Raw genomic sequence first — 23,576 nt, forward strand, 5'->3', positions numbered from 1 at the left:
TTAGACACTCCGTACTTCCAAAGCAGTCAATGCTTTTTCGAGAATCGTTTCTGTTGCTGCTAATGCGCCTCTGCCGAAATCACCGCAAGCCAGTAACGCTTCACGGGGTTCAATCTCTTGGAAGCCGACTTCTTTCAAAATCCCCAAATTTCTTTGAACAATCGGGTTTTCGTACATGACGGTATTCATGGCTGGCGCAATCAAGCGGGGCACGGATAACGGCAACGCTAAGGCAACTGTTGAGATCAAATCATCGGCTATCCCATGCGCCAGCTTGCCAATACTGTTGGCACTGGCTGGGGCGAGCAAGAAAAGATCGGCTTGTTTGGCTAGTTCAATATGATTGATGCGATCTGGTTGACGTTCTTGCATAACATCTACATGGATCGGGCGTTTGGATAATGACTGTAACGTCAAAGGCGTAATAAATTGTGTGCTGTTTTGAGTCATTAAGACATCCACTGCATAGCCCTTTTTGGTTAATTCATTGGTTAGGTCGGCTGCTTTGTATGCAGAGATACTGCCGCTGACGCCAAGCAGAACGTGTTTTTGTTTCATGTTTCTTTCTCCTTTTCTAAAAAACATCTAGCTAAGCACGCAGGTCATTGCGTAATGTGTCAACGATCAAGGTTGCGATCTCAGCTTTTGTGCGGCCAGTCCCGATTTGTCCTTCTTGTGTCAAAAGGTGTCCGACATGCTGGTTTCCAGAAATTTGCGTCAAGTCGTTGGCCAACACATAATCCGCTTGGCTAGCCAGCAGACTTTTTCGTGCGACCGCAAACAACTCGGCTTCCGCTACGTCTACTAATAATTTGAATCCGACTAATAAGGTTGTCGGCTGTAATGCTTTGATGGTTTGGATCACTTTCGGGGTTTTCTTCAACACTAAAAACAAATGATCAGTATTGGAAGAAACTTTGCCTGCCGTTGATTCAGATTGTGAGAGCACGTGTGCCATCAATGCCGGAGTGACCTGGTTGTCATAAGCTGGTAGGGCATCGTTGATTGCTTCATAAAACGCTGCTTCTGAAAAATGAGCAGCAGGGGTGAAATCACTGACTGCCATACTGTGGATCACAGCAGCATACGAATGGGTCGTCAATAAATCGGTCAACTGCGTCAACAAGTCCGTGGTCCCTTCAATGAAATGACAGGTAACGCATGGATCGGTCGGAGGTTGTTTGGCAGTTTTCGTCGTAACGTAATCGATGGCCACCTCAGGGTATTGCAGCCATTCCTTGGCAATGGCTTGACCAAGTGAGCCCGTGGAATGATTCGTGATTGCACGGACATCATCGATTTTTTCGGAAGTACCGCCAGCCGTAATCAAAATTCTCATTGCGCTTGTGACACCTCAACGATCGTCCGTCCTTGGTGCGTGCCTGCTAATAAAGCTGCCAACGTTTCTGGCAAGTCTTCCAAAGTGATGGCTTTCGTGTAAAGCTGATCGATCACATTCCACTCACCCGCTAATTTCTCCCATAATGCCGTGCGGATCTCATGGGAAACATTGACCGAATCGATCCCAATTACGCGAATCCCACGCAAAATAAATGGTAAGACAGTCGTTTCGATTTTGATTCCACCAGCATTGCCGCATAAGAAGGCACCGCCCCCATAAGCGATTTGCGGAAGCACTGCCGCAAGCAATGGACCGCCAACTGTATCGATGACCGCTGCAAACGTTTGTTTTGCTAATGGTTTGTCCTTTTCTGGTACCACGTCATCAGGACTGACGATTTTCGCTGCGCCTAGGTCCAACAACCATTGCGCATCGGTTTTCCGAGATAGCGCCACTATATTTGTATAGCCCAGTTTTTTCAATAAAGCAATGCTGACACTGCCGACGCCACCGCTAGCGCCTGTCACCAAAATAGCAGCGTCTTTTGCTAAGTGCAGCTGTTCTAATTCTTGCACCGCTAAAGCTGCTGTGAACCCAGCAGTGCCATAGGTCATACTGTCTTTTGCTGAAAAACCAGCAGAACGTTTCACGAGCCACTCGGCTGGGACCCGTTGAAATTGACTGTAACCGCCTGGGTGAGAAACCCCTAAGCCATAACCTGTCACTAAGACTTGGTCGCCTGGGGCAAAATCAGCAGACTGACTGTCCACGACTTCCCCTGCTAAATCGATTCCCGGCGTCATCGGATACGTGCGGATCACGCCGCCATTTTCTTTTGCTGCCAAGGCATCTTTGTAATTGACATCTGAGTAATCAACACGGACAAGCACATCGCCTGCTGGCAGCTCGTCAAGGGTTGCAGTTGTGAGTGAAGCAGTAAAATTTGGTTCATTCATGACACGAAAGGTAGAGAAATTCGTCATTTCAGACACTCCTTTGATGGTTTGTACTCATAATACCATAAGTTTTATTTTTTTAACCAGTGAAGCAAGAAAAGGCAGGTCTTCTTATCAAAAAATCAGCAAAAACAGATCATTATTAAATCTACCTTTTCTTCGTTAAAATAGAAGTTGTTCTTTTAAACCTTTAAAAAGCGAAAATGCCGGGACCACCAATCGTTTCCTTTATAACACAAGCGTTTAGCGTCACTCCTTTTTTTGATCAGGGAGAAAAGAATTCAAAAAAATGAAGAAAAAAGGCTTGTGTTTTTTGCAATTATTTGTATACTAGAAAAAGTGAAATTAAACATGAAGTTTACTTATAGCAAACTTTTTTATTTGAAGTTGTGTCAATCAAAGGGGGAATGAACATGGAGATTGGCGAGAAGCTGCGCAATTTGCGCGTTCAAAAGAATTTGACCCAAGAAGAATTAGGCGAGCGGACCGATTTGACGAAAGGCTATATCTCACAGTTGGAACGTGATTTGAGTTCGCCTTCTATGGAAACTTTTTTTACGATCTTAGAAGTTTTAGGCGTGACACCAGAGGAATTTTTCCGAGAAGAAAATGCGCAGCATCAAGTGGTTTATCGCGAAGAAGACAGCACGCTTTATTATGATGAAGAAAATGGCTATGAATTGAAGTGGCTGATTCCCGATTCCAATGAAAAAGAAATGGAGCCAGTCTTGCTGACCTTTGATAAAGCGGGCGAATACAAGACCTTTGAACCATCGTTAGCAGAAACATTTATCTATGTCTTAGAGGGCAGTGTGGCCTTGACACTAGGAGAAACGCAGTACAAGGCTCGTAAAGGCCAATCGATTTATTATCAGGCGACTGAGCCGCATCAATTAAAAAATATTGCGGGCAAAAAAAGCCGTGTGCTTGTAGTCGTGACAGATTCTTATTTATAGTACAGGAGGAAAGAGTGTGGGAAAAACAATAATTTCATTCAACAATGTGGTGAAGCGATTTGATGATGATGAAACAGTTTTGAAAAAAGTGAGTTTTGATATTGAAGAAGGTCGCTTTTATACATTGTTAGGTCCTTCAGGTTGTGGAAAAACAACCATCTTACGCATCATTGCGGGTTTTTCGGACGCAACAGAAGGCGACGTTTATTTTGATGGACAAAGAATCAATGACGTTCCTGCCAATCAACGGCAAGTGAATACTGTCTTTCAAGATTACGCCTTATTCCCACATATGAACGTTTTTGAAAATGTGGCATTTGGTCTGCGAATCAAAAAATTACCAAAAGATGAAGTGAATAAAAAAGTCTTAGAAGCGTTGCGGCTAGTACAACTTCCTGGTTATGAGAATCGTGAAATCAGCGAAATGTCAGGAGGCCAACGTCAACGGGTCGCAATCGCACGAGCGATCGTCAATGAGCCCAAAGTATTGCTTCTTGATGAACCATTGTCCGCATTGGACTTGAAATTGCGAACTGACATGCAATACGAGCTGCGGGAATTGCAGCAGCGACTAGGCATCACCTTTATTTTTGTCACCCATGACCAAGAAGAAGCGTTGGCGATGAGTGATGAGATTTTCGTTATGAACAAAGGGAAGATCGTCCAAAGCGGCACACCAGTGGATATTTACGATGAACCAATCAACCATTTCGTGGCGGATTTTGTCGGTGAAAGCAACATCGTCACAGGTACGATGATCGAAGACAACTTAGTGGAGTTTGTCGGCAAGCAATTTGAATGTGTCGATGGCGGGATGCGGCCGAATGAAGCCGTTGAGATCGTGATCCGTCCAGAAGATTTGAATTTGACGACCGTTGAAAAAGGCAAGCTGGTCGTTGAAGTAGACACGCAATTGTTCCGAGGCGTGCATTACGAAATCATTTGTTACGATGAACAAGGCAACGAATGGATGGTTCACTCTACAAGAAAAGCCACTGAAGGAAGCAAGATCGGTCTTTCCTTTGAACCAGAAGATATCCACGTCATGCGTTTCAATGAGTCCGAAGAAGATTTTGATGCTCGTTTAGAGAGCTACGAAGATTAGGAGGGAAAGCTAATGACGAAAATGCGTCGTTTTTATGCGATACCCTATGTCTTTTGGTTATTGCTATTTGTTATTGCACCAGTCCTATTGATCATCTACCAATCCTTTTTTGATATGAACGGCAACTTTTCGCTGGTCAATTATCAAAGCTACTTAGGTTCTGGCAAATATTTGATCATGACCTTAAACTCGGTTTGGTATGCCTTTTTGATCACCGTGATTACCTTAGTGATCAGCTACCCGACAGCCTATTTCTTAACTAAGCTGCGTCACAAAGATTTGTGGCTGCTGTTGATCATCTTACCAACGTGGGTCAACTTATTGTTAAAAGCCTATGCGTTTATTGGGATTTTCGGCATTCATGGCAGTGTCAACAACTTCCTAGAAATCATGGGTGTTGGACCAAAGCAGATTTTGTTTACCGACTTTAGCTTTTTGACGGTTGCCGTCTATATCGAACTGCCCTTTATGATCATGCCGATTTTTAATGCCTTAGAAGAAATGAATCCCTCTTTGATCAGTGCCAGTCGCGATTTAGGGGCAAACAGCTATGATACGTTTCGACGAGTGATTTTCCCTCTGTCGTTAAACGGGGTGAAAAGCGGCGTCCAAGCCGTCTTCATTCCGTCGCTCTCCCTCTTCATGTTGACCCGTTTGATTGGGGGCAATCGCGTGATCACGCTTGGTACGGCGATCGAGCAGCACTTTCTCGTTACCCAAAACTGGGGCATGGGTTCGACCATCGGCGTCATTTTGATCATCGCCATGTTCCTCGTGATGCTGTTTACGGGAGAAAAGAAAAAAGGAGGGCAACGTAAATGAAAAAATTTCGCTGGTCGAATCTTTATCTGATCGTCGTCTTTATTCTTTTGTACGTGCCGATCTTTTATTTGATTTTCTATTCCTTCAATGAAGGAGGCACCATGAATGCTTTTACGGGTTTCACTTTTGAACATTACCAATCCGTCTTTCAAGATACCCGCTTGATGATCATCGTGTTGAACACCTTTATGCTGGCATTTTTATCAGCATTACTGGCAACGATCATCGGCACATTTGGAGCGATGGGCATCTACTATACCCGCAAACGTCGAACGAGAACGGCATTGTTGAGTTTGAATAATATTTTGTTGGTTTCACCAGATGTCATCATTGGTGCCAGCTTCTTGATTTTCTTTACGATGATCGGCAACTTGTTCCGTGGGTTTAGCTTAGGCTTTTTCAGCGTATTGCTTTCGCATATCGCCTTTAGTATCCCGATCGTGGTCTTGATGGTCTTGCCGAAACTGCAAGAGATGAACGATTCAATGATCGATGCTGCCCGTGATTTAGGCGCGAATAATTTTCAAGTCATTAAAAATATCATTTTGCCTTTCTTGACACCGGGCATCATCGCCGGCTATTTCATGGCCTTTACTTATTCACTCGATGATTTTGCCGTGACATTCTTTGTGACAGGCAATGGCTTTAGTACCTTATCGGTAGAGATCTATTCTAGAGCACGTCAAGGAATCAGTTTAGAAATCAATGCATTAAGTACACTTGTCTTCTTATTCTCCATGATCCTGGTGGTAGGCTATTACTTTATCAGTAAAGAAAACGGCGCGAAGAAATTGCGTAAAAACCGCCGTGTGGAGGTGGCAAATCTGCGATGAAACGACTACAATCTCTGATTATCGGTATTGTTGCGATCGTCCTGATCTTGCTCTTTGGTGTCCGTGAATTGGAACGCTCCTCTGGTATGGCAGGCGCTGAGGTCGTCAACATCTACAACTGGGGCGACTACATCGACCCTGATTTGATCAGTAAGTTTGAAGAAGAGACAGGCTACAAAGTCAATTATGAAACCTTTGACTCAAATGAAGCGATGTTCACGAAGATCCAACAAGGCGGTACGTCCTATGACATCGCCATACCGAGTGAATACATGATTGAGAAAATGATGGAACAAAATCTTTTAAAACCATTGGATCACAGTAAAATCAAAGGGTTAGACAATATCGACCCTCGCTTTTTGGACTTGAGTTTTGATCCTGGCAATCAATATTCCATCCCTTATTTCTGGGGAACACTGGGGATCGTCTATAACGATAAATTCTTTGATGAAGGTGAGATCACCCAATGGGACGATCTTTGGAAACCCGAATTAGCAAATAGCATCATGCTGATCGATGGCGCGCGTGAAGTGATGGGATTAGGTTTGGACAGCTTAGGCTATTCTCTAAACAGTAAAGACGACGATCAGCTGCAAGAGGCATTCAATAAGCTACGGACCATGACCCCAAACATCAAAGCCATCGTCGCAGATGAAATCAAGATGTACATGGCAAATGAAGAAGCATCGGTTGCGGTCACATTTTCTGGGGAAGCAGCCGACATGATGTACGAAAACGAGCACATTCATTACGTGATCCCTTCGGAAGGCTCCAACCTGTGGTTTGATAATATGGTCATTCCTAAGACCTCACAAAACGAAGCCGGCGCCTACGCCTTCTTGAACTTTATGCTGGAACCCGAGAACGCTGCACAAAACGCAGAATACATCGGCTATTCCACACCTAACCAAGCAGCCATGGCATTACTGCCTGACGAGATCACCGAAGACGAACAATTCTATCCATCCGATGAATTAATGGAACACCTCGAAGTCTATGAAAACTTAGGTGCTGAGTATCTGGGCATCTATAATGATTTGTTCTTGGAATTGAAGATGTATCGGAAATAGTGTTAAAACTCAGTAAGAATGGGGATTTATCAACGTTCTAAAGAGCTAAAAATCATCCTTTTTCTATCTGAGTTTTCCAATCTTCTACCAAAAGTGGCTGAAAAGCCGCTTTTTTTATGTTATTTTATTTTTTCTACCACGTTTTACTACCAGAGAAAAGTGGTGAAATCAGTTTAGATTCTTTTGGTTTTAAGGTAGTTAAGTAAACAGAAAAATAGCCGGAAGTATATCTCTTTTACGCTTATTTCAAGAAATTTCCTTTTTTATTATAGAAAAAGACTACATGGAGTGATTATCATGTAAATGATACAATTAATAGAAGGTGGTGTGAAATGATGAATCATGAGAGAACGGTCAGCATTCTTAAGAAGTTATCTCAGTCTGAGTACATCAGCTCTGAAAAGTTGTCTGTCGCACTGGGCTTAAGTAGTAAAACAGTCCTAAATGAGATCAAAGAGATAAATAAAAAATTGAATGTTTTTGACGCTAGTATAGAAATGAAACCTAAATCTGGATGTCGTTTAGTTATTCATAACAAAGATTTATATTTAAAGTTTTTGACATCACTACAATTATCACCAGATGATGGAGTACCATCAACTCCCGATGAACGTATTCGATATATTATAATTACTTTACTGGAAGCGAAACATTGGATAAAACTTGAGGAGCTATGTGAAGAACTCTATATATCTCAATCTAGCCTTTCAAAGGATTTGAAAGAGGTGAGGAATTACTTCACTAAATACAATTTGAAAATTGAATCAAAGCCTAATTATGGGATGCGAATTAAGGGGGATGAATTTGACATTCGGCTATGTCTAGTTAGTATAGTTACCGATCAGAATGCAAAATTTTTTGATCAAGATATAATAACTAGAGAAGAAAGAAATAATATTATTATAATCAAGAGTATTTTAGATCAAGTATTTGAAGAGGTTGATTTTCAAATTACTGATATTTCTTATCATAATTTAGTGTTTCATATTTTATTCTCTTTGAAAAGAGTTGCTGAACAACATTATGCACAAATATCTGAAAAACAACTAGTTTTACTTAAGCGAAAAAAGGAATTCTATATTTCGAAAAGAATAATGGAGAGTGTCTATAAGGAATTTCAGTTTTCTCCAAAAAAAAGTGAAGAAGAAATTGCTTATATTGCTATTCATCTTGAAGCTAAAAGAACAGTTGGAATAGATAATTTAAACCATAATATAGTCATAACGGATGAAATTAATGAAATGGTCTCATTGATGCTGAATGAGGTGAAGGATATTTATTATATTGATTTTAATGATGATTTTGACTTAAGGATGATGTTAGCTCTTCATCTGATTCCGTTTAATGTGCGAATGAAGCATGATTTAATTTTACGTAATCCATTGTTAAAAGATATAAAGACACAATATACATTTGCTTTCAATTTAGCAGTTGCTGCCAGTGATATATTACGAAAACACTTTAATAAAAGTATTGAAGAGGAAGAAATAGCATACTTTGCTCTACATTTTAATTTAGCATTGGAAAGAAAGAAGAGCAATATTGAAAAGAAAAGTATTTTAATTGTTTGCGGTACAGGTAGAGGTACTGCTCAACTACTTCTTTTTAGATTTAAAGAAAATTTTGGTAAATATTTAAAAAATATTTATACTAGTGATGTATTAAGTGTTAAAAACCAGGATTTCAGTAAAATTGATTATGTAGTAACTACCGTTCCTTTAGATGTAGAAATACCTGTCCCAATTTTAGAAATAAAGTCATTAATGGGAGAAACGGATATAAAAAAGGTTCAAAGATTTTTAACAAATAGTGGGAAGAGTTTTATAGAAAAGTATTTTTCGTCTGATCTTTTTTTTAAAAATATCGAAGTTTCCACCAAAGAAGAAGTTATTAGATATATGGTTGATGAGATTAAAAAAGTACGCTCTGATATAACGGATGAATTTTATGATTCTATCATAAAAAGAGAAAATCAAGCAACTACAGAGTTTGGAAATTTATTAGCAATACCACACCCATATAGAGCAATGTCAAATGATACATTTGTTTGCGTGTGTATTTTAAAAAAACCAATAACATGGGATAAAAAAAAGGTACAGCTTATATATATGACATCGATGGAAACTAATACTGATAGGGATCTGATGACATTTTATAAAGTAACGAGTAAGCTTTTGGTAAATAATAATTATATAAGGGAAATAATCCAAACAAAAAGCTTCCATTTTATGATTGAACTCTTAAGGAGTATTGAGGAAAACATAGATTGAAAGAGGTGAAATCGATTGAATATTTTATTAGCGTGTAATGCAGGCATGTCTACAAGTCTATTGGCTGAAATAATGAGGCAAGAAAGTACAAAGCAAAACAAGAAGAATACAATATGGTGCATTGATATTGAAAAGGTCGGAAAAGAATTAAATAAGTGCGACATTTTACTTCTAGGTCCTCAGGTAAAGCACACTTTAAAAAGATTGACTAATGAGTTTGGAGGTCAAATACCCATTATCATGATACCACCAAGTTATTATGGTCGTTTGGATGGTAAAGGGGTATTAAGTGTTGTAGAATATGAATTTGAAAATTACTATCATAAAAGAAAATAATTTTAAATTAAAAAAGTTTTAGTGAAGAAAATTCTTTTATCTTCACTAAAACTTTTTTAATTCTGACTTTCGAAACTTCCACATTGATTGTGGAAAAAGACGAAATGGAATTAGAAGTTCATAGAGTTTATTCTTAAAGAGTAGAAAGAATACTATATAAAAGGAGAGTTTTTATGGACGAAAGCTATGCAGTATCATTTGGATTAATACTCAATGCAGGGAATTCCAAATCAAAGTCTATAATGGCTATTGAATCAGCCAGAGAGTTTAATTTTATTGAGGCTAAGAGTTTGATCGAAGAAGCCAGTGAAGATTTAAGATTAGCTCATCAAATGCAAACGGATATGATTCAAAAACAAGCTAAAGGAGAGGAAGTGAATGTCGATGTAATCTTGATTCATGCTCAAGACCATTTAACGATGGCTACATTGATGCTAGATCAAGCACAAGAATTTATTAATATCTATGAAATGTTAAATAGTTTTTCTAAATTAAAGGAGGAACAATAGTTATGAGAATTATGTTAGCTTGTAATGCTGGAATGTCAACAAGTTTAGTAGTAAGTAAAATGCAAGAAGCTGCAATTGAAGAAGGAAAAGATTATAAAATTTGGGCTGTAGAACAAGGTGAAGTTCAAGATGAATTGGGTAATTTTGATGTTTTGTTATTGGGACCACAAATTCGGCATATTCAAAAAAGAATTAATAAATTAGTTGGTGATCAGGGGAAAGTTGCTGTTATTGATCCAACTGCGTATGGTATGTGTGATGGAAAAAAAGTATTAGCACAAGCCGAAACACTGATGAAGGGGAATTAAAATGAGCGCATTTGAAAAGATACAAGATAAATTATTAGATGTAGCTGCTTTAGTAGACGAGAATAAGTACTTAGGTGCAATTAGAAGTGCGTTTACAGATTTTGTTCCATTTATCATTATTGGGTCTTTCGGTACATTGCTAAATACTCTGGTAGCGGGAGAAAACGGTTTAGCACAATGGATTCCATGGCTTACTAATTTATCTCCAGCATTTTCTATGATAAATTTTGTTACAGTCTCATGTATGACTATCCCAATAGTTTTTCTGATTGCGATGAATTTGGCTAAAAAGCAAGAGATGCCAGAATTTATTTCTGGTATCTGTGCCTTAGCATCTTATTTGCTTGTATGTCCGTCAACAATACCTGTTTTAGTTGAAGAAGCCGAAAACACTGTTGTTGGACTTGGGTCTAGTGTGATTGGCGCTCAGGGATTATTTATTGGTATGATTATGGCAATTATTTCAACGCAGTTTTTAAAGAAGTTGATGTCTATCGAAGCTATTAAAATTAAATTACCAAATTCTGTTCCACATGGTATTGCAGTTTCTTTTAATACCCTTATTCCAATATTTATTATCCTTATTATTACGGCAGTGTTCGGAAATATTTTCTATTTATTTACAGATAGCTATTTAAATGAATGGATTTATGCTATTGTACAAACCCCGTTACAAGCGGCGTTTCAATCTCCAGTTGGAGCTATACTGATGGCAATTGTAAACCAATTGTTCTGGTTTTTAGGAGTACATGGTGGTATGGTAATCGAACCAATTAGAGGTCCGCTTTCTGCAGCAGCTATAGCAGAAAATATTGCAGCAGTTAACGCAGGCGGTATTGCACTAAATCCAGTGACTAGAGGTTTTTGGACTTGCTTTGTAGTAGCTGGAGGAGGAGGAATAACGATATCTTTGATTCTCGCAATTCTAAAATTCTCAAAACGTGAGGATCATAAAGCTATTTCTAAATTGTCGATTTTGCCTGGATTATGTGGAATAAACGAACCAATAGTATTTGGTCTACCTTTAGTACTAAATCCAATTTTTGCTGTTCCATTCATATTTAATTCTGCAATTGCAGCTGGAATTGCATTATTCGCTACTAATATTGGCTTTATAAATGCAGGAATTTTTGATGTTCCACCAGGACTTCCGCTTTTTATAAATGCATTTATTGGTTTTGGCTGGAAAGGGATTATTGTTCAAGCCGTTATCATAATAGTAACATTTTTCACTTGGACACCATTCGTCTTGATGTCAAACAGTGAAAAGAATGTTGAATCAATAACAGAATAATAAGAAGAATTGGGAGTGAGCAAATGGCGTTTCCTAAAAATTTTTTATGGGGTGGAGCAACTGCTGCTAATCAATATGAAGGTGGTTGGAATGAGGATGGAAGAGGTATTGCTGTTCACGATTTAATGACAGACGGTACGAAAGAATCACCTCGTCGAATATATTGCAAAAATAAATATGGTGATGAGATTTCAATTCAGCAAGGAGAGTGTATTCCCTTTGGCTATGAAGGCTTTTTAAAAGAAGGGTATTATTATCCCAGTCATCAGGCGACCGATTTTTATCATCATTACAAAGAAGATATTGCTCTGATGGCGGAAATGGGATTTAAAACATATCGTCTTTCAATTTCATGGACTAGAATTTTTCCTAATGGAGATGATACGGTACCTAACGAAAAAGGTCTAGAATTTTATGATAATGTTATTGATGAATTGAAAAAATATGATATTGAACCTTTAGTTACTATTTTACATTTTGATATGCCTTTAAATTTAGCTACTAAATATGGAGGTTGGATTAACAGGAAACTAATTGATTTTTATTTAAATTTTGCTGAAACTTTATTTGAACGATGGAAAGATAAGGTTACTTATTGGATCACAGTAAATGAAATCAATGTTCTTGGAGGGTACTGGACATTAGGATTGGCTTCAAATAATAGAAAGGACAGAGCGCATTCTAATCAAGGGGAAATACCACTGGCAGATGGTGGAATTAAGTTTCAATCTATTCACCACTTATTAGTAGCAAGTGCAAAAGCAAATAAATTAGCCCGTAATATTAATCCTAATTTTGTATTAGGAACAATGTGTGCTTTATCAGGTATTTATCCTGCCACATGTCATCCAGAAGATGTTTTCGGGGCTTACGAATTTAGAAGAAAAGCATTGATGTTTTGTGATGTTACCTGTAGAGGAAAGTATCCAAATTATACTCAAGCTATTTTCGATGAATATAATTTTGAGTTGAAAGTTGAACCAGAAGATAAGAAATTACTTGAAGAGAATACTTCAGATTATCTTGCATTTTCTTATTACCGAACAACTGCTTTCGATCGTAACTCGCCGAACACAACTACAACGGGGGGGCAACAAGCCTCTGCAAACCCTTATTTAGAACTTACTCCTTGGGGATGGCCGATAGATCCAATTGGGTTACGATTTGTATTAAATGAGCTTTATGATCGTTATCAAAAACCATTATTTATAGTAGAAAATGGGATGGGAACTACTGATACAATTGAATTAGATGGAAGCATTCATGATGTGGATCGAATTAACTATTTAAAACGTCACATTGAAGAAATGAAAAAAGCAGTAGAAATTGACAAAGTCGTTTTACTTGGCTATACATCTTGGGGATGCATTGATATCGTTTCTGCTGGTACTGGTGAAATGAAAAAGAGATATGGATATGTATATGTTGATTTAGATGATAAAGGCAAAGGAACACTAAAAAGAATCAAGAAAGATTCATTTTACTGGTATAAGAATGTAATTGATTCTAATGGAAATAATTTGGACTTCTAGTCTTAAAATTAGTTTGACTGTTCTTATCCGTTTACAGAGTTGACGATTACTAGTCATATGTCACAAAATGAGTGAAATAGTGAAGCCTAATCATCATTAATAGATGATTAGGTTTTTTATTTTTATCTAATTACTTGAATTGCCTTATAATTTTCTAATTATTGGTACTAATCGTGATTTGGTTTTGAGCCATTGTTTTTTTGAATACATTGCTATCTATAGTGATTTATCTAACCAATGGAGTATTTTAGAAAAAAAGTTACTGAGTAGGGGAGAGTTTTGGACAAAATGGAAATTTCCTCCAGAAGTAACTGCTCCTCGATTGAAATCAATCAAATAATTAGAATTTGAGAATGTACCGATAATTTGTATGACATGTTCTGATAAAATATATAGTAAACACTTCTGAAGGTTGAGATGTGTACAGATTTAACAAATCACTTATCCTTTTCGGAAAAGTAAAATGAACTAATCAGAGAGTCATCAAAAATAAGTAGGGAAGCTGGACTTAATGGCTTTTTCACGTTGATTACGGAGATATCAGTCAGTTTGATTAATTTTTATGATTCAAAATAGAAAGACAAACTCCAGGTCGGGTTTCGCCACAAGCGAATTACCCGATCTGGAGTTTTGTCTATTGCAGGAAGGCGTAGCCGGACTGCATGAATAAAGCCCCCGGTTCTAACAGGGGGCTAACAAAGAACAGGAAACTGTGACAACTACCCATTGGGGAGTGTCCTAGCAGTATTTTCTTTGTCACGTGCTTATAAAACTTGTCACCTTATTTTGATGATGGATACGCTACATTTAACAGGTGTTCTTTCTCGATTTCCATTGCAAATGGTAAATAAAGATATTGTTGTTCTAGTAAGTATTGATTGGCCTCTGTGTACTGATAAGAAGCGGTTTCTTTTGAATAGACCAACGGGGTAATTTGAATATCGCCGGTCAATTGATTTATTGAGTATAGGAGGATGGCTTTTTCAACTAGTTTCTTGGGCAATTGCTTTCCAAAATAGGAATAGGATTCTTGATTTGCTAAATAGACGAGTAAGCGATCCACACTAAAGTTGGAGAAGGTAAAGGGCATCATGTGCAGAATATGGTTTTGATTATCATGGTGTAAATAGAGCTGAGCTTCTTTACCAAAATTGGTTGAACCAAGGTAAAGCCGCTTTTTCTCGTCGATACATTGGAAAGTAAACTGATCTTGTTCAGTTGGTGGAATGAGATTTGTAATAAAAAATTCAATCATTCGATCCATTTCTTTTTCACTAACAAGACTTGCTTGTTTTAGTTTGTCTACTATCAGTCCTTCAATCTTAGGATCAAGCTTACCTGCCTTTTTTTGAAGCATTTCTAAAATGTATTGGTTTTCTCGCTCACCATATAAAAGATATTCATTGGTGACATGACCTACCTCTGCGATTTGATGAAGGGTTTCGGTTTTTGGAAGGTTAATCCCACGCTCCCAGTTATTGACTGTACTTCGCGGTAAATCACCAATTAGTTTGCCAAATTTCTCCATACTCAACTTTAGCTCTTGGCGAATCTGTCGAATTCGATTGCCCACGGCTTGCTTGTCTATCTCCATGAAAAATCCTCCTCATGATAAGTTCTTAAATTTAGTATACATGTGTACTTAAAAAAAGTCAAAATGTATTGACTTAAAATAAATACAGGCGTACAATTGGTATGTACTTAAAATAAGTGCGAAAGTTCTTTGACAAACAAATAGTAAAAGGAGGGTTTTCTATGAATCAAGTTAATCAACATGATCTCGGGGAAGCCATTCGACTTTCTCGAGAAGAAAGGGGGTGGACACAACGATTTTTGGCAGAAAAAGTTGGGATTTCGAGATCGTTATTATCGAAAGTAGAAAAAGGAACGAGACAATTAAGTGAAGAAAAACTGAATCTCGTATTGGATAGTTTGCGAGAAGAGATCGTTCCAGTTAATCGCGTTTTGATTGACTATCTAACCATACACTTTTTCTCGAATCAACATTTAAAGCTAATTGAAGAGATCATTGAAATGCCCATTGAACGTTTTGAGGAACTGGATTATGCGCCAAAAGGATATACCGGGCAGTACGTATGGAATCAAGTAATTACGATTCGGTACTCTATTGAAGATACGGTAAAAGGAACTGTGATGGAGTTTTCAGGTCAAGGCTGTAAACATCTTGCCATGCGTTTGAAGACCGCAAAATCAAATTGGCAAGAGTTCTTCCGTAAGGTATTAGACTATCAGGGAAATTTTACACGGATTGATTTTACTTTAGATGATTTTGTGGGGAGTCTCAGCATTCCAGAACTTAAGCGTAAGGTAACACTAGGCCATGTGTGGACCACTTTTCAAGTGAGTGAATCCCATGGTGGTACGGATATTATAAATAATGAATCAAATGGCGAAACATTGTATTTAGGCTCAAAGAAGAGTCAGTGTCGCTTTTGTTTTTATCAGAAGGATTATGAACAACGAAAGCGACGAGGAATTCCTTTAGAAGAAGCAGAAGTAAAAAATCGCTTTGAACTACGGTATCGAAAAGAGAAAGCGCAAAGCTTGGCAAAGATTATTTCAAAAACCCATGATTTAACCAAACTGTTCTTTGAGTTACTTAATGGAGCAATTTGTTTTTATGACCGTGATCCAAATGATCCAGTTGCAAAAGTTGATGCCAAATGGGCAGCCTTTATTAGCAATTATGGCGCAATCACCATTTCTTTAGATACAATTCCTCAAAGTTTTGAGAAAACCATGAGTTGGTTAATTCATGGTGTTTCACCATCATTAGTTTTTATTGCACAGGTCGATCAAACATTTCATTCTTCCTTGTTGCCTTTGATTATTGAACAAGGAGAAATGAATCCAAGACAGATCAAACTTCTCCAAAATATGAAGGCAGACCCGGAGTATTATCAGGAGGAGGTTGAGTATTATGAACGAAAATTACAAAGTATATCAAATGAGAAAACAAGCTACTAAAAAAGCAAAGTACTGCTTACACAACAAGTTGTGCAACGTACTCCGCCTCGACAAGACGAGTATAACACACCCATCGAATGATAAACAATTGATTATAAAGAGGATTATTTTAAAAGGAGTAAAGAATCAGGAGGTGAGAGATTGGAAACAAAATGTGATTTCATGGTAAATCGTGCAATTCTGATAGAAATGGGCTTTAAACCTAGTCAAGCTGCACGAATGATTAAAGAGAGCAAGGCGTATCTTGCAAGGGTTGAAGGTATTGATTTTTATAATAATCGCCAAGTTGGTGTGGTGCCATCTCGAGTAATTGAACATCTTTTTCACATTCAAGTTGCGGAATAAACAGTACAAGCTCGGTACTATTAAAGTAGCTTTTCTCAAGTACAGGGAGGAATGGAACGATGCCAAAAATTAAAAATATTTACCAAGATAAAAAGACAAAAAAATGGTTCTTCCGAGCATATCTAGGTATAGATGAAAATGGAAGAAAGGTTCAGAAGACTAAACGAGGTTATGCTTCACAAAAAGATGCCAAAATTGCTTATGACAAGTACATGGAAACACATGATTTTAACAAGACGATTCCTAATCAACTGTGTTCTACCAATCAAATGACTTTCGAAGAGTTTTACAAGGATAGGTTTGTAAAATGGTACGAGAGACAGGTCAAAAGTCAAACATATGAGAATGCGCAATTCATTTTCGAAAAGCGTATGCAGTTTTTCTATCATTTTCGTGTTCGAGATATTACAAGTCACGATATTGAGGATTGGTTATTTGAACTAAGCCAGACAGAGTCACGTAATTCACGGAAAAAAGTCAATGGCGAAACGTTATCAAAATCTTATATCAATCGGATTCGAGGGCACCTAAAAATTGTATTGGATCGGGCTATTAAAGAGGGGGTGATTGCTAAAAATCCCGTTGAAGATGTTTCTTCGCTTCCTTCTGAGAATAAGAAAGTTGAGTTTTGGGAACACAGTGAGTTTCTAAAAGTGATGAATGAATTGAAGGATGATAAGATTCAAACCCACCATCGGAAGATTGTGTATGAAATGCTATTTTATACTGGCATTCGGATTGGAGAACTTGAAGCTTTGTCTTGGTCAAATGTAGATTTCGAGAAAAACACGATAACGATTGAGAATACATTGATTTATAATACAAAAGACGATTGGTACTTTTCGACTCCCAAAACTAAATGCGCTTATCGAACGATTGGGATGGGGAAGAAGCTTTCCTTAAAGCTCAGACAGTGGTATGACTTGCAAAAACGTATTGGAAATTTTGAATATGTTGCTCAGTTGGACGGAACCTTTACGCCACCTTATTCTTTTTCGAACTGGTTAAAAGAAGCTGCTAAAAAAGCGGGTGTCAAACCGATTAAACTTCACGCGCTACGACATTCTCATGTTGCATTTCTGATTGAGCAGAATATTCAACCGCTATCTATTCAAGAGCGATTGGGTCATGCAAACATTCAAATCACTTTAGGAACTTACGGTCACTTATATGCGAAGTCAGATCAACAAGTGGTAAGTGCAATTGATGAAGTTCAAGATGATGTTATTATAGTTGGAATTGATAGATGATCATTAGTAGTTTAAGTTTTACGCAATTCTACTAGCTAATGTACGAAAGCTTTCATTTTGAAAATGTACAGGAAGTAATAGTAAAACTCGATAAGAATGGGATTAAACCAGCAATCTTCGAGTGAGCCAACCTGTAAAAATGATATTAATTTTTCTTCCACAGAATAGCCGTTAAAGTTGATAGGCACACTACCACCATCTTTTGGTGGTTTTTTATTGAAAGGAGTAGCGAATGAAAATAAATACTAAGAAGAAAATAGAAATCTGTGCTAAAGCTATTCTACTAGCATAGGTTCTTTTTCAGTTATCAGCCCATTAATTGCGATGACTGATATTAATAGCTCGGAACAAGTTTCAGTCAAATATAGTGATTAAGCATACTACGATCTTGAAGGTAAGCATGCTAACGGATCAAGCTTTAGCCACTTCAGCGCGCCTACAAAGACCTGATGCAAAATACTAGGGCGATGGGATTCGGGATCAGTTTAATTTTTGGGTGGCACTGGGTCGGATGAGTGAGGTGGGTTATCAGATGATCCTTGATGAGATAAACAAAGTTTTTTTCTCAAGCAAGTAAAAGGTCGCGGTTATATCGATACCGGTATCAGTGTGATCAGTGAGTTTTGTACGCCACTAGTACCCAAAGGACATGAGTTATTTCAAGTTATTTTGAGCCTTGTTAAAGAGCATCCTTTAAATGTTCAAGATGAAAATGGGGCTTGGAAGTCTAGAATGAATGGGGTTTATCATAGTAATTATAGTAAACTATGTTTTCTCAGATGATTATGATTTATGATGAAAGAACCATTGTGTAGCAACAATGGTTCTTTCAACTGATAATTTGCGTTATAATTATTGGAAATTGAAATAAATTGTTGGAGGAACTCTTTTCATGAAATTACGTTTTCAATGTACCACCCACGAGCAAGTAAATGTCAATCTCCAAAGACTGGTCGAAATATTGAAAGATGATTATTTCTATTTGAACGAATCATACAATTCAGTGGACGAAGCGAGATATTACCCGATTATGGTTAAATCAGGATTTCCCAACCTTCATGTTGGGACTGTTGAATTTTCTCAGAGAGTTGTACCCAATGGAAATGGATTTGTTCAATTTCTCGATGGGTGTTTGGAAGTCGATGATAAGCTGTTAGATTTTTCAATAATTGACAATGATGATAACAACAATTTTGAAAAGTTTAAATTTAAACTGATGAAATTTTTTCTTAGGGAAAACGGAGTCAAGTATTTCTCCAGGATTGTGGTTTATGAAGATTTTCAGGCAAAAAAAATCTCTGAAGCGTTATTTAGCCTTGTTTATGAATTAGAAAATAAATTTAGAGAGATTCTTGATAGTGTGCTAAGCAGAGAGCTTGGTCCCGATTGGCTACGAAAATATGATGTGGCCTATTCATTAAATAAAAAACAAGGTGCGTTTAAGCAAGATATAACTGATTACTCCTTTGTAGATGCACGACTTTTGGGTCTATTAACTGATCAATTGCTTGAACTTATTGAACCTGCAAAATATACCATTGGATCAAAAGCAAATGATTCACAGTTTGTCAAAGATCAGCTCAGCAAAATGGTTAGTGCGCTTCTTGATAAAACGAGTACGGCTGACAAGGTAGTTCAACTTCTTGTAGAAGGTGGCCTGATTGAAAAAGATTCTGGCTTTTCTTTGCATGAGGAATATTTTAAAATACTGGATATTGATGGGGGTGACAGACGCTTTAAAAACAGATGGGGACAGGCCACGTCGTATCGAAACCATATAGCCCACACGAAACTGTTAGATATTAAATTTTATCTTAAATCTAGTAATCTTTTTGACTCCCTCATAATGAGTATGGATGAGTTTCTGCGAAATAGAGATGTAGTGACCAAAGAGAGAGCAGTTTATTTCATCGATGACTCTGCTCATCTCCCGGAAGAATCTACTACAATAGTTGATAATACCAATGATAATGAAGTTGATTGGGACCTGACTCCTGAAGAAATTGAGGTTCTTGACGATGAATTTACTAAACAGAAAGAAGAAGAATACAAGTTAATGGCACAGATGGAAGCAGGGGTGAACGTTAGAGAACGTCCAGCTATCCTCACCATTTTTATGGATGCGATAAACTCAAATATTGATGAGTTATATAATGTTCTTGATTTAAACGATGCAGAGATTGTTCTAAATAACTCTTTTTCTGATGATCCCTCAGGAATTATCTTGATTCAGGCACAGCACAAATATCTGAAAGATAAGCATTATACAATACGAGTAGCTGAAGTCTCCATTAATGATGAACAAAGTTCTGAAAGCTTCGTCAAATTACTTGCTGAAAGTCAAGATTCTGAAAAAGAAATATTGGTGACTTATATAAATGGTGGATACCAATTAGATCCTGAAAGTAACATATTTATGCCGGTTACAGAGGACGAATTATACACGAATCTATTGGAACATTATGTTGATGAAATGACTAGTAATCCCAACGAAATGATTCCCAATTATTTAGAAATGATAAAAGAGGATTCTAAAAATTATATTCGTGGTACAGAAGGCGAACCCGACCTTCTGATTGAAGGAGAATGCCCATACTGTGGGGATTATGGTACGGTTACTACTGAGGAATCATATTTTGAGATGATGGATAAAAGTCAAGAACCAGGAGACGGCATTTGCTTGAAATGTGGGGCAATTTGTACGGTTGGTGAAAATGCGCAAGGGTATATCAAAATAGTACCTTATGGAGACGATCCTTATTATGCGGATCTCATTGACAAAGATGATTAACGTAGATTAATACATTACTAAGTGTAGAACATTTTTTATAAACACTCCCTTATCTATTTAAGTTTCTTTACTTTAAAAATTAGTTCACAAATTTTTGAAAATATTTTTTCTGAATAATCATGGCGGGACTGTGCGAAGCAAACAGTCCCACCATGATTATTTGAAGGTGGCAGTGTTTTTCTGCCACAAAATGTAAACTCCCGCTCGTATCTAACAGGGAGTTGTCACACGTATATAAAATTTGTCACCTTAGGTTGATTGAGAATACGCTACGTTTAACAAGCGTTCCATAGTGAATGGTAGATAGAGATGTAGATATTGATTGACCTCTGTGTATTGAATAAGAGGCTGTTTCTTTTGAACAAATCAACAGGGCAATTCGAATACCTCCGCTCAATTGATTACTCGAGTATATGTGAAATCATATCAGCAAGTGGTAAATGCGATTGATAATGTTCAAGAGGGCGCTATTCTTTCAAAAAATGACGATTTATTACTAGTCTGAGTTTTCCACTGCGCTACCAGAAGATAGACAAAAGCTTTTGTACCAGTGTTTTTGGTTGAGTTGCTCCTGTTGAAGATGTATCGGAAATAAGCAAACTGCCATTAAGCAGGGAATGGATCCTGTTTAATGGCAGTTTTTTTATAATTTACTATGACATATCAAATGAACCTCTAGGAATATGTATTAGAAAAGAAAATTTATAGAGAATAAACCTGCAATTGTTTCAATAATTAGAAAAAATCAACCTCGTTTTATTCAAAATGTTTCAAAAACCACTTGACCTAAAGTCAACTCTAGGTGGTATCTTTTTAGATAGAAGAAATGAGCAGCGATTGTTGAAACTCAGAAAAATTACGATTTCCCTTTAGGATAACTTGCTATTTCACGGTTTGACAGGAATTTAAAAAAGAGCGTCCAGCTCCGATTGCCGCTTTTTTCATTCCAGAAAACGATCCACTCATTTCGACTTCGTGTCTTTTTCCTTGTGAGTAAACACACGAACCATTCAAACATTTTTACAGGAGGTACGTACATGTTATTAGAAAAAATCAAAAGCCCCAAAGCGTTAAAAGAATTGACCAGTGGGCAACTTCAAGAACTGGTAGTAGAAGCACGAACTGCTTTATTGGAAAAAATCAGTCACCATGGGGGGCACAATGGCCCCAATCTGGGGATGGTCGAGATGACGATCGCGTTGCATAAAGTCTTTGATTCCCCCACCGATAAGCTGATTTTTGATGTGTCTCATCAGACCTATATCCACAAAATGCTGACGGGACGCGCCCATGCCTTTCTTGATGCTATGCAGTATGATGCGGTTTCTGGTTACACGAATCCGAAAGAAAGCGAGCACGATCTCTTTACGGTCGGTCATACCTCCACCTCAGTTTCGTTGGCAAATGGTGTGGCGAAAGCCCGTGACCTAAAAAATGAAACGTATAACGTCGTTGCCGTCATTGGCGATGGTTCTCTATCAGGTGGCTTAGCGTTTGAAGGCTTGAACAATATTGTGGAATTAGGCACCAATACTATCGTGATCCTCAACGACAATGACCAATCGATCGCGGAAAACCATGGAGGGATGTATCAGAATTTGCGGGCATTACGGGAAACCAAGGGGCAAGCAGCAGACAATCTGTTCAAAGCGATTGGTTTTGAGTACCACTATTTAGATGAAGGACATGACCTCGCTGCATTGATTGGTTTATTTGAAAAAGTGAAAGACATTGATCATCCTGTTTTATTACACATTCATACGATCAAAGGCAAAGGCTTCAAGTTTGCGGAAGAAAATCGTGAAAAGTTTCATGCAGGCGGTCCCTTTCGTTTAGAAACAGGCGAATATATTTCTGTTGGGGGCAATCAAGTAACCTACAACAGCTTAACGACGGATTATTTATTAGAAAAAATGGCGACAGATCCTACAGTCGTGGCAGTAAATGCTGGTACACCGATGCTGCTTTTTTCTCCAGAACAACGAGAAAAAGCAGGTAAACAATTTGTAGATGTGGGTATTGCAGAAGAACATGCGGTATCGATGGTTGCTGGGTTAGCAAAAAATGGAGCGAAACCTGTCTGGGCCGTTTTTTCTACCTTTATGCAACGTAGTTTTGATCAAATTTCCCATGATTTGGCCTTAAATCATCTGCCTGGAACGATTCTGGTATACGGTGCATCGATTCATGGAATGAATGACGAGAGCCATTTGGGAATTTTTGATATCCCCTTTTTGGCACATATTCCCAACCTTGTTTATCTTGCGCCAACCTCTAAAGAAGAATATCTAGCAATGTTGGATTGGTCGCTGGAACAAACCAACGCTCCAGTTGCGATCCGGGTACCGGTTGGACCTGTCAACGAAACGGTACGAGCAGCCTCTACTGACTACAGCGATCAAAAAAATGAGGTGACTCAAGCTGGCACGCAGGTAGCCATCGTCGGGGTCGGAAACTTTTATGCGCTAGCGGAAGAGATCGCAGAACAATTGAAAATGCAACATGGAATTACCCCAACGGTGATCAATCCTAAGTTTATTTCAGGGGTCGACAAAGAGTTGCTGGATGCTGTGGCACGAGCGCATAAACTCGTTGTCACGTTGGAAGACGGCATACGAGAGGGCGGCTATGGACAAATGATTGCCAGCTATCTTGGTGATCGTGAGATTGCCGTCAAAAACTATGGCTTAGAAAAGAAATTTTATGATAACTACCGAGCAGCGGACGTTTTATCCGAACTTGGTATCACTGCTGAGGCAATTACGAAAGATGTCATAGAACAGCTGCAGAAATAAGTTCTCTTAGGGTGTCTTGTGTGGCTGATAGGATTGTTAAAAAATGAATGATCGAAGGAAACCTTGCAGTAAAA

Annotated in this window: 20 protein-coding genes and 1 pseudogene; 17 read left to right on the top strand and 4 right to left on the bottom strand. The window is 38.0% G+C overall.

Going from position 1 to position 23,576, the window contains the following annotated elements; all coding sequences use genetic code 11:
* From coaC to IGJ15_RS02885, 3 genes are read right to left on the bottom strand one after another with little or no spacing between them, the layout of a single operon-like run.
* Entirely contained in the window at positions 1-558 is a 558-nt protein-coding gene (gene coaC, locus IGJ15_RS02875; RefSeq protein ID WP_005228528.1) for a phosphopantothenoylcysteine decarboxylase, read from the bottom strand.
* Positions 559-589: 31 nt separating this feature from the next.
* Positions 590-1,339 (bottom strand): phosphopantothenate--cysteine ligase, encoded by a 750-nt coding sequence (coaB, locus tag IGJ15_RS02880; protein WP_086295677.1) that lies wholly within the window; start codon positions 1,337-1,339, stop codon positions 590-592.
* The gene (locus IGJ15_RS02885; RefSeq protein WP_060791398.1) at positions 1,336-2,325 is read right to left on the bottom strand and encodes an acryloyl-CoA reductase; all 990 of its coding nucleotides are present in this window, start codon (positions 2,323-2,325) and stop codon (positions 1,336-1,338) included. Before IGJ15_RS02885 ends, coaB begins: the two co-directional genes overlap by 4 nt.
* 386 nt (positions 2,326-2,711) lie before the next feature.
* Between IGJ15_RS02885 and IGJ15_RS02890 the strand changes: the two genes are divergently transcribed.
* The 11 genes from IGJ15_RS02890 (at position 2,712) to IGJ15_RS02940 (ending at position 13,333) form a co-directional block, all read left to right on the top strand.
* Entirely contained in the window at positions 2,712-3,254 is a 543-nt protein-coding gene (locus IGJ15_RS02890; RefSeq protein WP_015510239.1) for a helix-turn-helix domain-containing protein, read from the top strand.
* 16 nt (positions 3,255-3,270) lie between these two features.
* Positions 3,271-4,359, top strand: a complete 1,089-nt coding sequence (locus tag IGJ15_RS02895) for an ABC transporter ATP-binding protein (RefSeq protein WP_005234156.1) — start codon at positions 3,271-3,273, stop codon at positions 4,357-4,359.
* Between the two features lie 12 nt (positions 4,360-4,371).
* Positions 4,372-5,181 (top strand): ABC transporter permease, encoded by an 810-nt coding sequence (locus tag IGJ15_RS02900; RefSeq protein ID WP_010749878.1) that lies wholly within the window; start codon positions 4,372-4,374, stop codon positions 5,179-5,181.
* Entirely contained in the window at positions 5,178-6,014 is an 837-nt protein-coding gene (locus IGJ15_RS02905) for an ABC transporter permease (RefSeq protein ID WP_005228535.1), read from the top strand. The genes IGJ15_RS02900 and IGJ15_RS02905 overlap by 4 nt, the downstream gene beginning before the upstream one ends.
* Positions 6,011-7,084, top strand: a complete 1,074-nt coding sequence (locus IGJ15_RS02910; protein WP_074933293.1) for an ABC transporter substrate-binding protein — start codon at positions 6,011-6,013, stop codon at positions 7,082-7,084. The genes IGJ15_RS02905 and IGJ15_RS02910 overlap by 4 nt, the downstream gene beginning before the upstream one ends.
* Positions 7,085-7,416: 332 nt before the next feature.
* Positions 7,417-9,354 carry a BglG family transcription antiterminator gene (locus IGJ15_RS02915; RefSeq protein ID WP_430599272.1) on the top strand — a complete coding sequence of 646 codons (1,938 nt, stop codon included), beginning with the start codon at positions 7,417-7,419 and terminating at the stop codon, positions 9,352-9,354.
* A gap of 15 nt (positions 9,355-9,369) precedes the next feature.
* Positions 9,370-9,690, top strand: a complete 321-nt coding sequence (locus IGJ15_RS02920; RefSeq protein ID WP_270286504.1) for a PTS sugar transporter subunit IIB — start codon at positions 9,370-9,372, stop codon at positions 9,688-9,690.
* A gap of 173 nt (positions 9,691-9,863) precedes the next feature.
* The gene (locus IGJ15_RS02925) at positions 9,864-10,199 is read left to right on the top strand and encodes a PTS lactose/cellobiose transporter subunit IIA (protein WP_270286505.1); all 336 of its coding nucleotides are present in this window, start codon (positions 9,864-9,866) and stop codon (positions 10,197-10,199) included.
* 2 nt (positions 10,200-10,201) lie between these two features.
* Positions 10,202-10,507 carry a PTS sugar transporter subunit IIB gene (locus IGJ15_RS02930; RefSeq protein ID WP_270286506.1) on the top strand — a complete coding sequence of 102 codons (306 nt, stop codon included), beginning with the start codon at positions 10,202-10,204 and terminating at the stop codon, positions 10,505-10,507.
* A gap of 1 nt (position 10,508) precedes the next feature.
* A complete protein-coding gene (locus IGJ15_RS02935) occupies positions 10,509-11,801 on the top strand; it encodes a PTS sugar transporter subunit IIC (RefSeq protein ID WP_270286507.1) in 1,293 nt (430 codons plus the stop codon).
* A gap of 23 nt (positions 11,802-11,824) precedes the next feature.
* Positions 11,825-13,333, top strand: a complete 1,509-nt coding sequence (locus IGJ15_RS02940; RefSeq protein WP_270286508.1) for a glycoside hydrolase family 1 protein — start codon at positions 11,825-11,827, stop codon at positions 13,331-13,333.
* A 781-nt stretch (positions 13,334-14,114) separates the two neighbouring features.
* Here the strand turns inward: IGJ15_RS02940 and IGJ15_RS02945 are convergent.
* Complete coding sequence (locus IGJ15_RS02945) at positions 14,115-14,927, bottom strand: helix-turn-helix domain-containing protein (RefSeq protein WP_270286509.1); 813 nt, start codon at positions 14,925-14,927, stop codon at positions 14,115-14,117.
* A 161-nt stretch (positions 14,928-15,088) separates the two neighbouring features.
* Here IGJ15_RS02945 and IGJ15_RS02950 point away from each other — a divergent pair, with 161 nt between their 5' ends.
* The 6 genes and pseudogenes from IGJ15_RS02950 (at position 15,089) to IGJ15_RS02975 (ending at position 23,502) form a co-directional block, all read left to right on the top strand.
* Positions 15,089-16,321, top strand: a complete 1,233-nt coding sequence (locus tag IGJ15_RS02950) for a replication initiation factor domain-containing protein (protein WP_430599275.1) — start codon at positions 15,089-15,091, stop codon at positions 16,319-16,321.
* Between the two features lie 141 nt (positions 16,322-16,462).
* The gene (locus IGJ15_RS02955; RefSeq protein ID WP_270286511.1) at positions 16,463-16,666 is read left to right on the top strand and encodes a DUF3173 domain-containing protein; all 204 of its coding nucleotides are present in this window, start codon (positions 16,463-16,465) and stop codon (positions 16,664-16,666) included.
* Positions 16,667-16,725: 59 nt separating this feature from the next.
* Complete coding sequence (locus tag IGJ15_RS02960) at positions 16,726-17,916, top strand: site-specific integrase (protein WP_270286512.1); 1,191 nt, start codon at positions 16,726-16,728, stop codon at positions 17,914-17,916.
* A gap of 439 nt (positions 17,917-18,355) precedes the next feature.
* Positions 18,356-18,699 (top strand): annotated as a pseudogene (locus IGJ15_RS02965) (hypothetical protein); the annotation flags it as partial.
* A gap of 109 nt (positions 18,700-18,808) precedes the next feature.
* Positions 18,809-20,707: a hypothetical protein gene (locus IGJ15_RS02970; RefSeq protein WP_270286513.1), complete on the top strand. Its 1,899-nt coding sequence runs from the start codon at positions 18,809-18,811 to the stop codon at positions 20,705-20,707.
* Between the two features lie 1,037 nt (positions 20,708-21,744).
* Positions 21,745-23,502 carry a 1-deoxy-D-xylulose-5-phosphate synthase gene (locus tag IGJ15_RS02975; protein WP_221692700.1) on the top strand — a complete coding sequence of 586 codons (1,758 nt, stop codon included), beginning with the start codon at positions 21,745-21,747 and terminating at the stop codon, positions 23,500-23,502.
* Positions 23,503-23,576 lie beyond the last annotated feature (74 nt).

The organism is Enterococcus sp. AZ079 (genome assembly GCF_050547255.1).
GTDB lineage: Bacteria > Bacillota > Bacilli > Lactobacillales > Enterococcaceae > Enterococcus_D > Enterococcus_D casseliflavus.

Bases quoted from the DNA above. Each gene is read 5' to 3' on its own strand.
- coaC (WP_005228528.1), bottom strand. From the start codon at position 558: ATGAAACAAAAACACGTTCTGCTTGGCGTCAGCGGCAGTATCTCTGCA.
- coaB (WP_086295677.1), bottom strand. From the start codon at position 1,339: ATGAGAATTTTGATTACGGCTGGCGGTACTTCCGAAAAAATCGATGAT.
- IGJ15_RS02885 (WP_060791398.1), bottom strand. From the start codon at position 2,325: ATGACGAATTTCTCTACCTTTCGTGTCATGAATGAACCAAATTTTACT.
- IGJ15_RS02890 (WP_015510239.1), top strand. From the start codon at position 2,712: ATGGAGATTGGCGAGAAGCTGCGCAATTTGCGCGTTCAAAAGAATTTG.
- IGJ15_RS02900 (WP_010749878.1), top strand. From the start codon at position 4,372: ATGACGAAAATGCGTCGTTTTTATGCGATACCCTATGTCTTTTGGTTA.
- IGJ15_RS02905 (WP_005228535.1), top strand. From the start codon at position 5,178: ATGAAAAAATTTCGCTGGTCGAATCTTTATCTGATCGTCGTCTTTATT.
- IGJ15_RS02910 (WP_074933293.1), top strand. From the start codon at position 6,011: ATGAAACGACTACAATCTCTGATTATCGGTATTGTTGCGATCGTCCTG.
- IGJ15_RS02915 (WP_430599272.1), top strand. From the start codon at position 7,417: ATGATGAATCATGAGAGAACGGTCAGCATTCTTAAGAAGTTATCTCAG.
- IGJ15_RS02925 (WP_270286505.1), top strand. From the start codon at position 9,864: ATGGACGAAAGCTATGCAGTATCATTTGGATTAATACTCAATGCAGGG.
- IGJ15_RS02930 (WP_270286506.1), top strand. From the start codon at position 10,202: ATGAGAATTATGTTAGCTTGTAATGCTGGAATGTCAACAAGTTTAGTA.
- IGJ15_RS02935 (WP_270286507.1), top strand. From the start codon at position 10,509: ATGAGCGCATTTGAAAAGATACAAGATAAATTATTAGATGTAGCTGCT.
- IGJ15_RS02940 (WP_270286508.1), top strand. From the start codon at position 11,825: ATGGCGTTTCCTAAAAATTTTTTATGGGGTGGAGCAACTGCTGCTAAT.
- IGJ15_RS02945 (WP_270286509.1), bottom strand. From the start codon at position 14,927: ATGGAGATAGACAAGCAAGCCGTGGGCAATCGAATTCGACAGATTCGC.
- IGJ15_RS02950 (WP_430599275.1), top strand. From the start codon at position 15,089: ATGAATCAAGTTAATCAACATGATCTCGGGGAAGCCATTCGACTTTCT.
- IGJ15_RS02960 (WP_270286512.1), top strand. From the start codon at position 16,726: ATGCCAAAAATTAAAAATATTTACCAAGATAAAAAGACAAAAAAATGG.
- IGJ15_RS02970 (WP_270286513.1), top strand. From the start codon at position 18,809: ATGAAATTACGTTTTCAATGTACCACCCACGAGCAAGTAAATGTCAAT.
- IGJ15_RS02975 (WP_221692700.1), top strand. From the start codon at position 21,745: ATGTTATTAGAAAAAATCAAAAGCCCCAAAGCGTTAAAAGAATTGACC.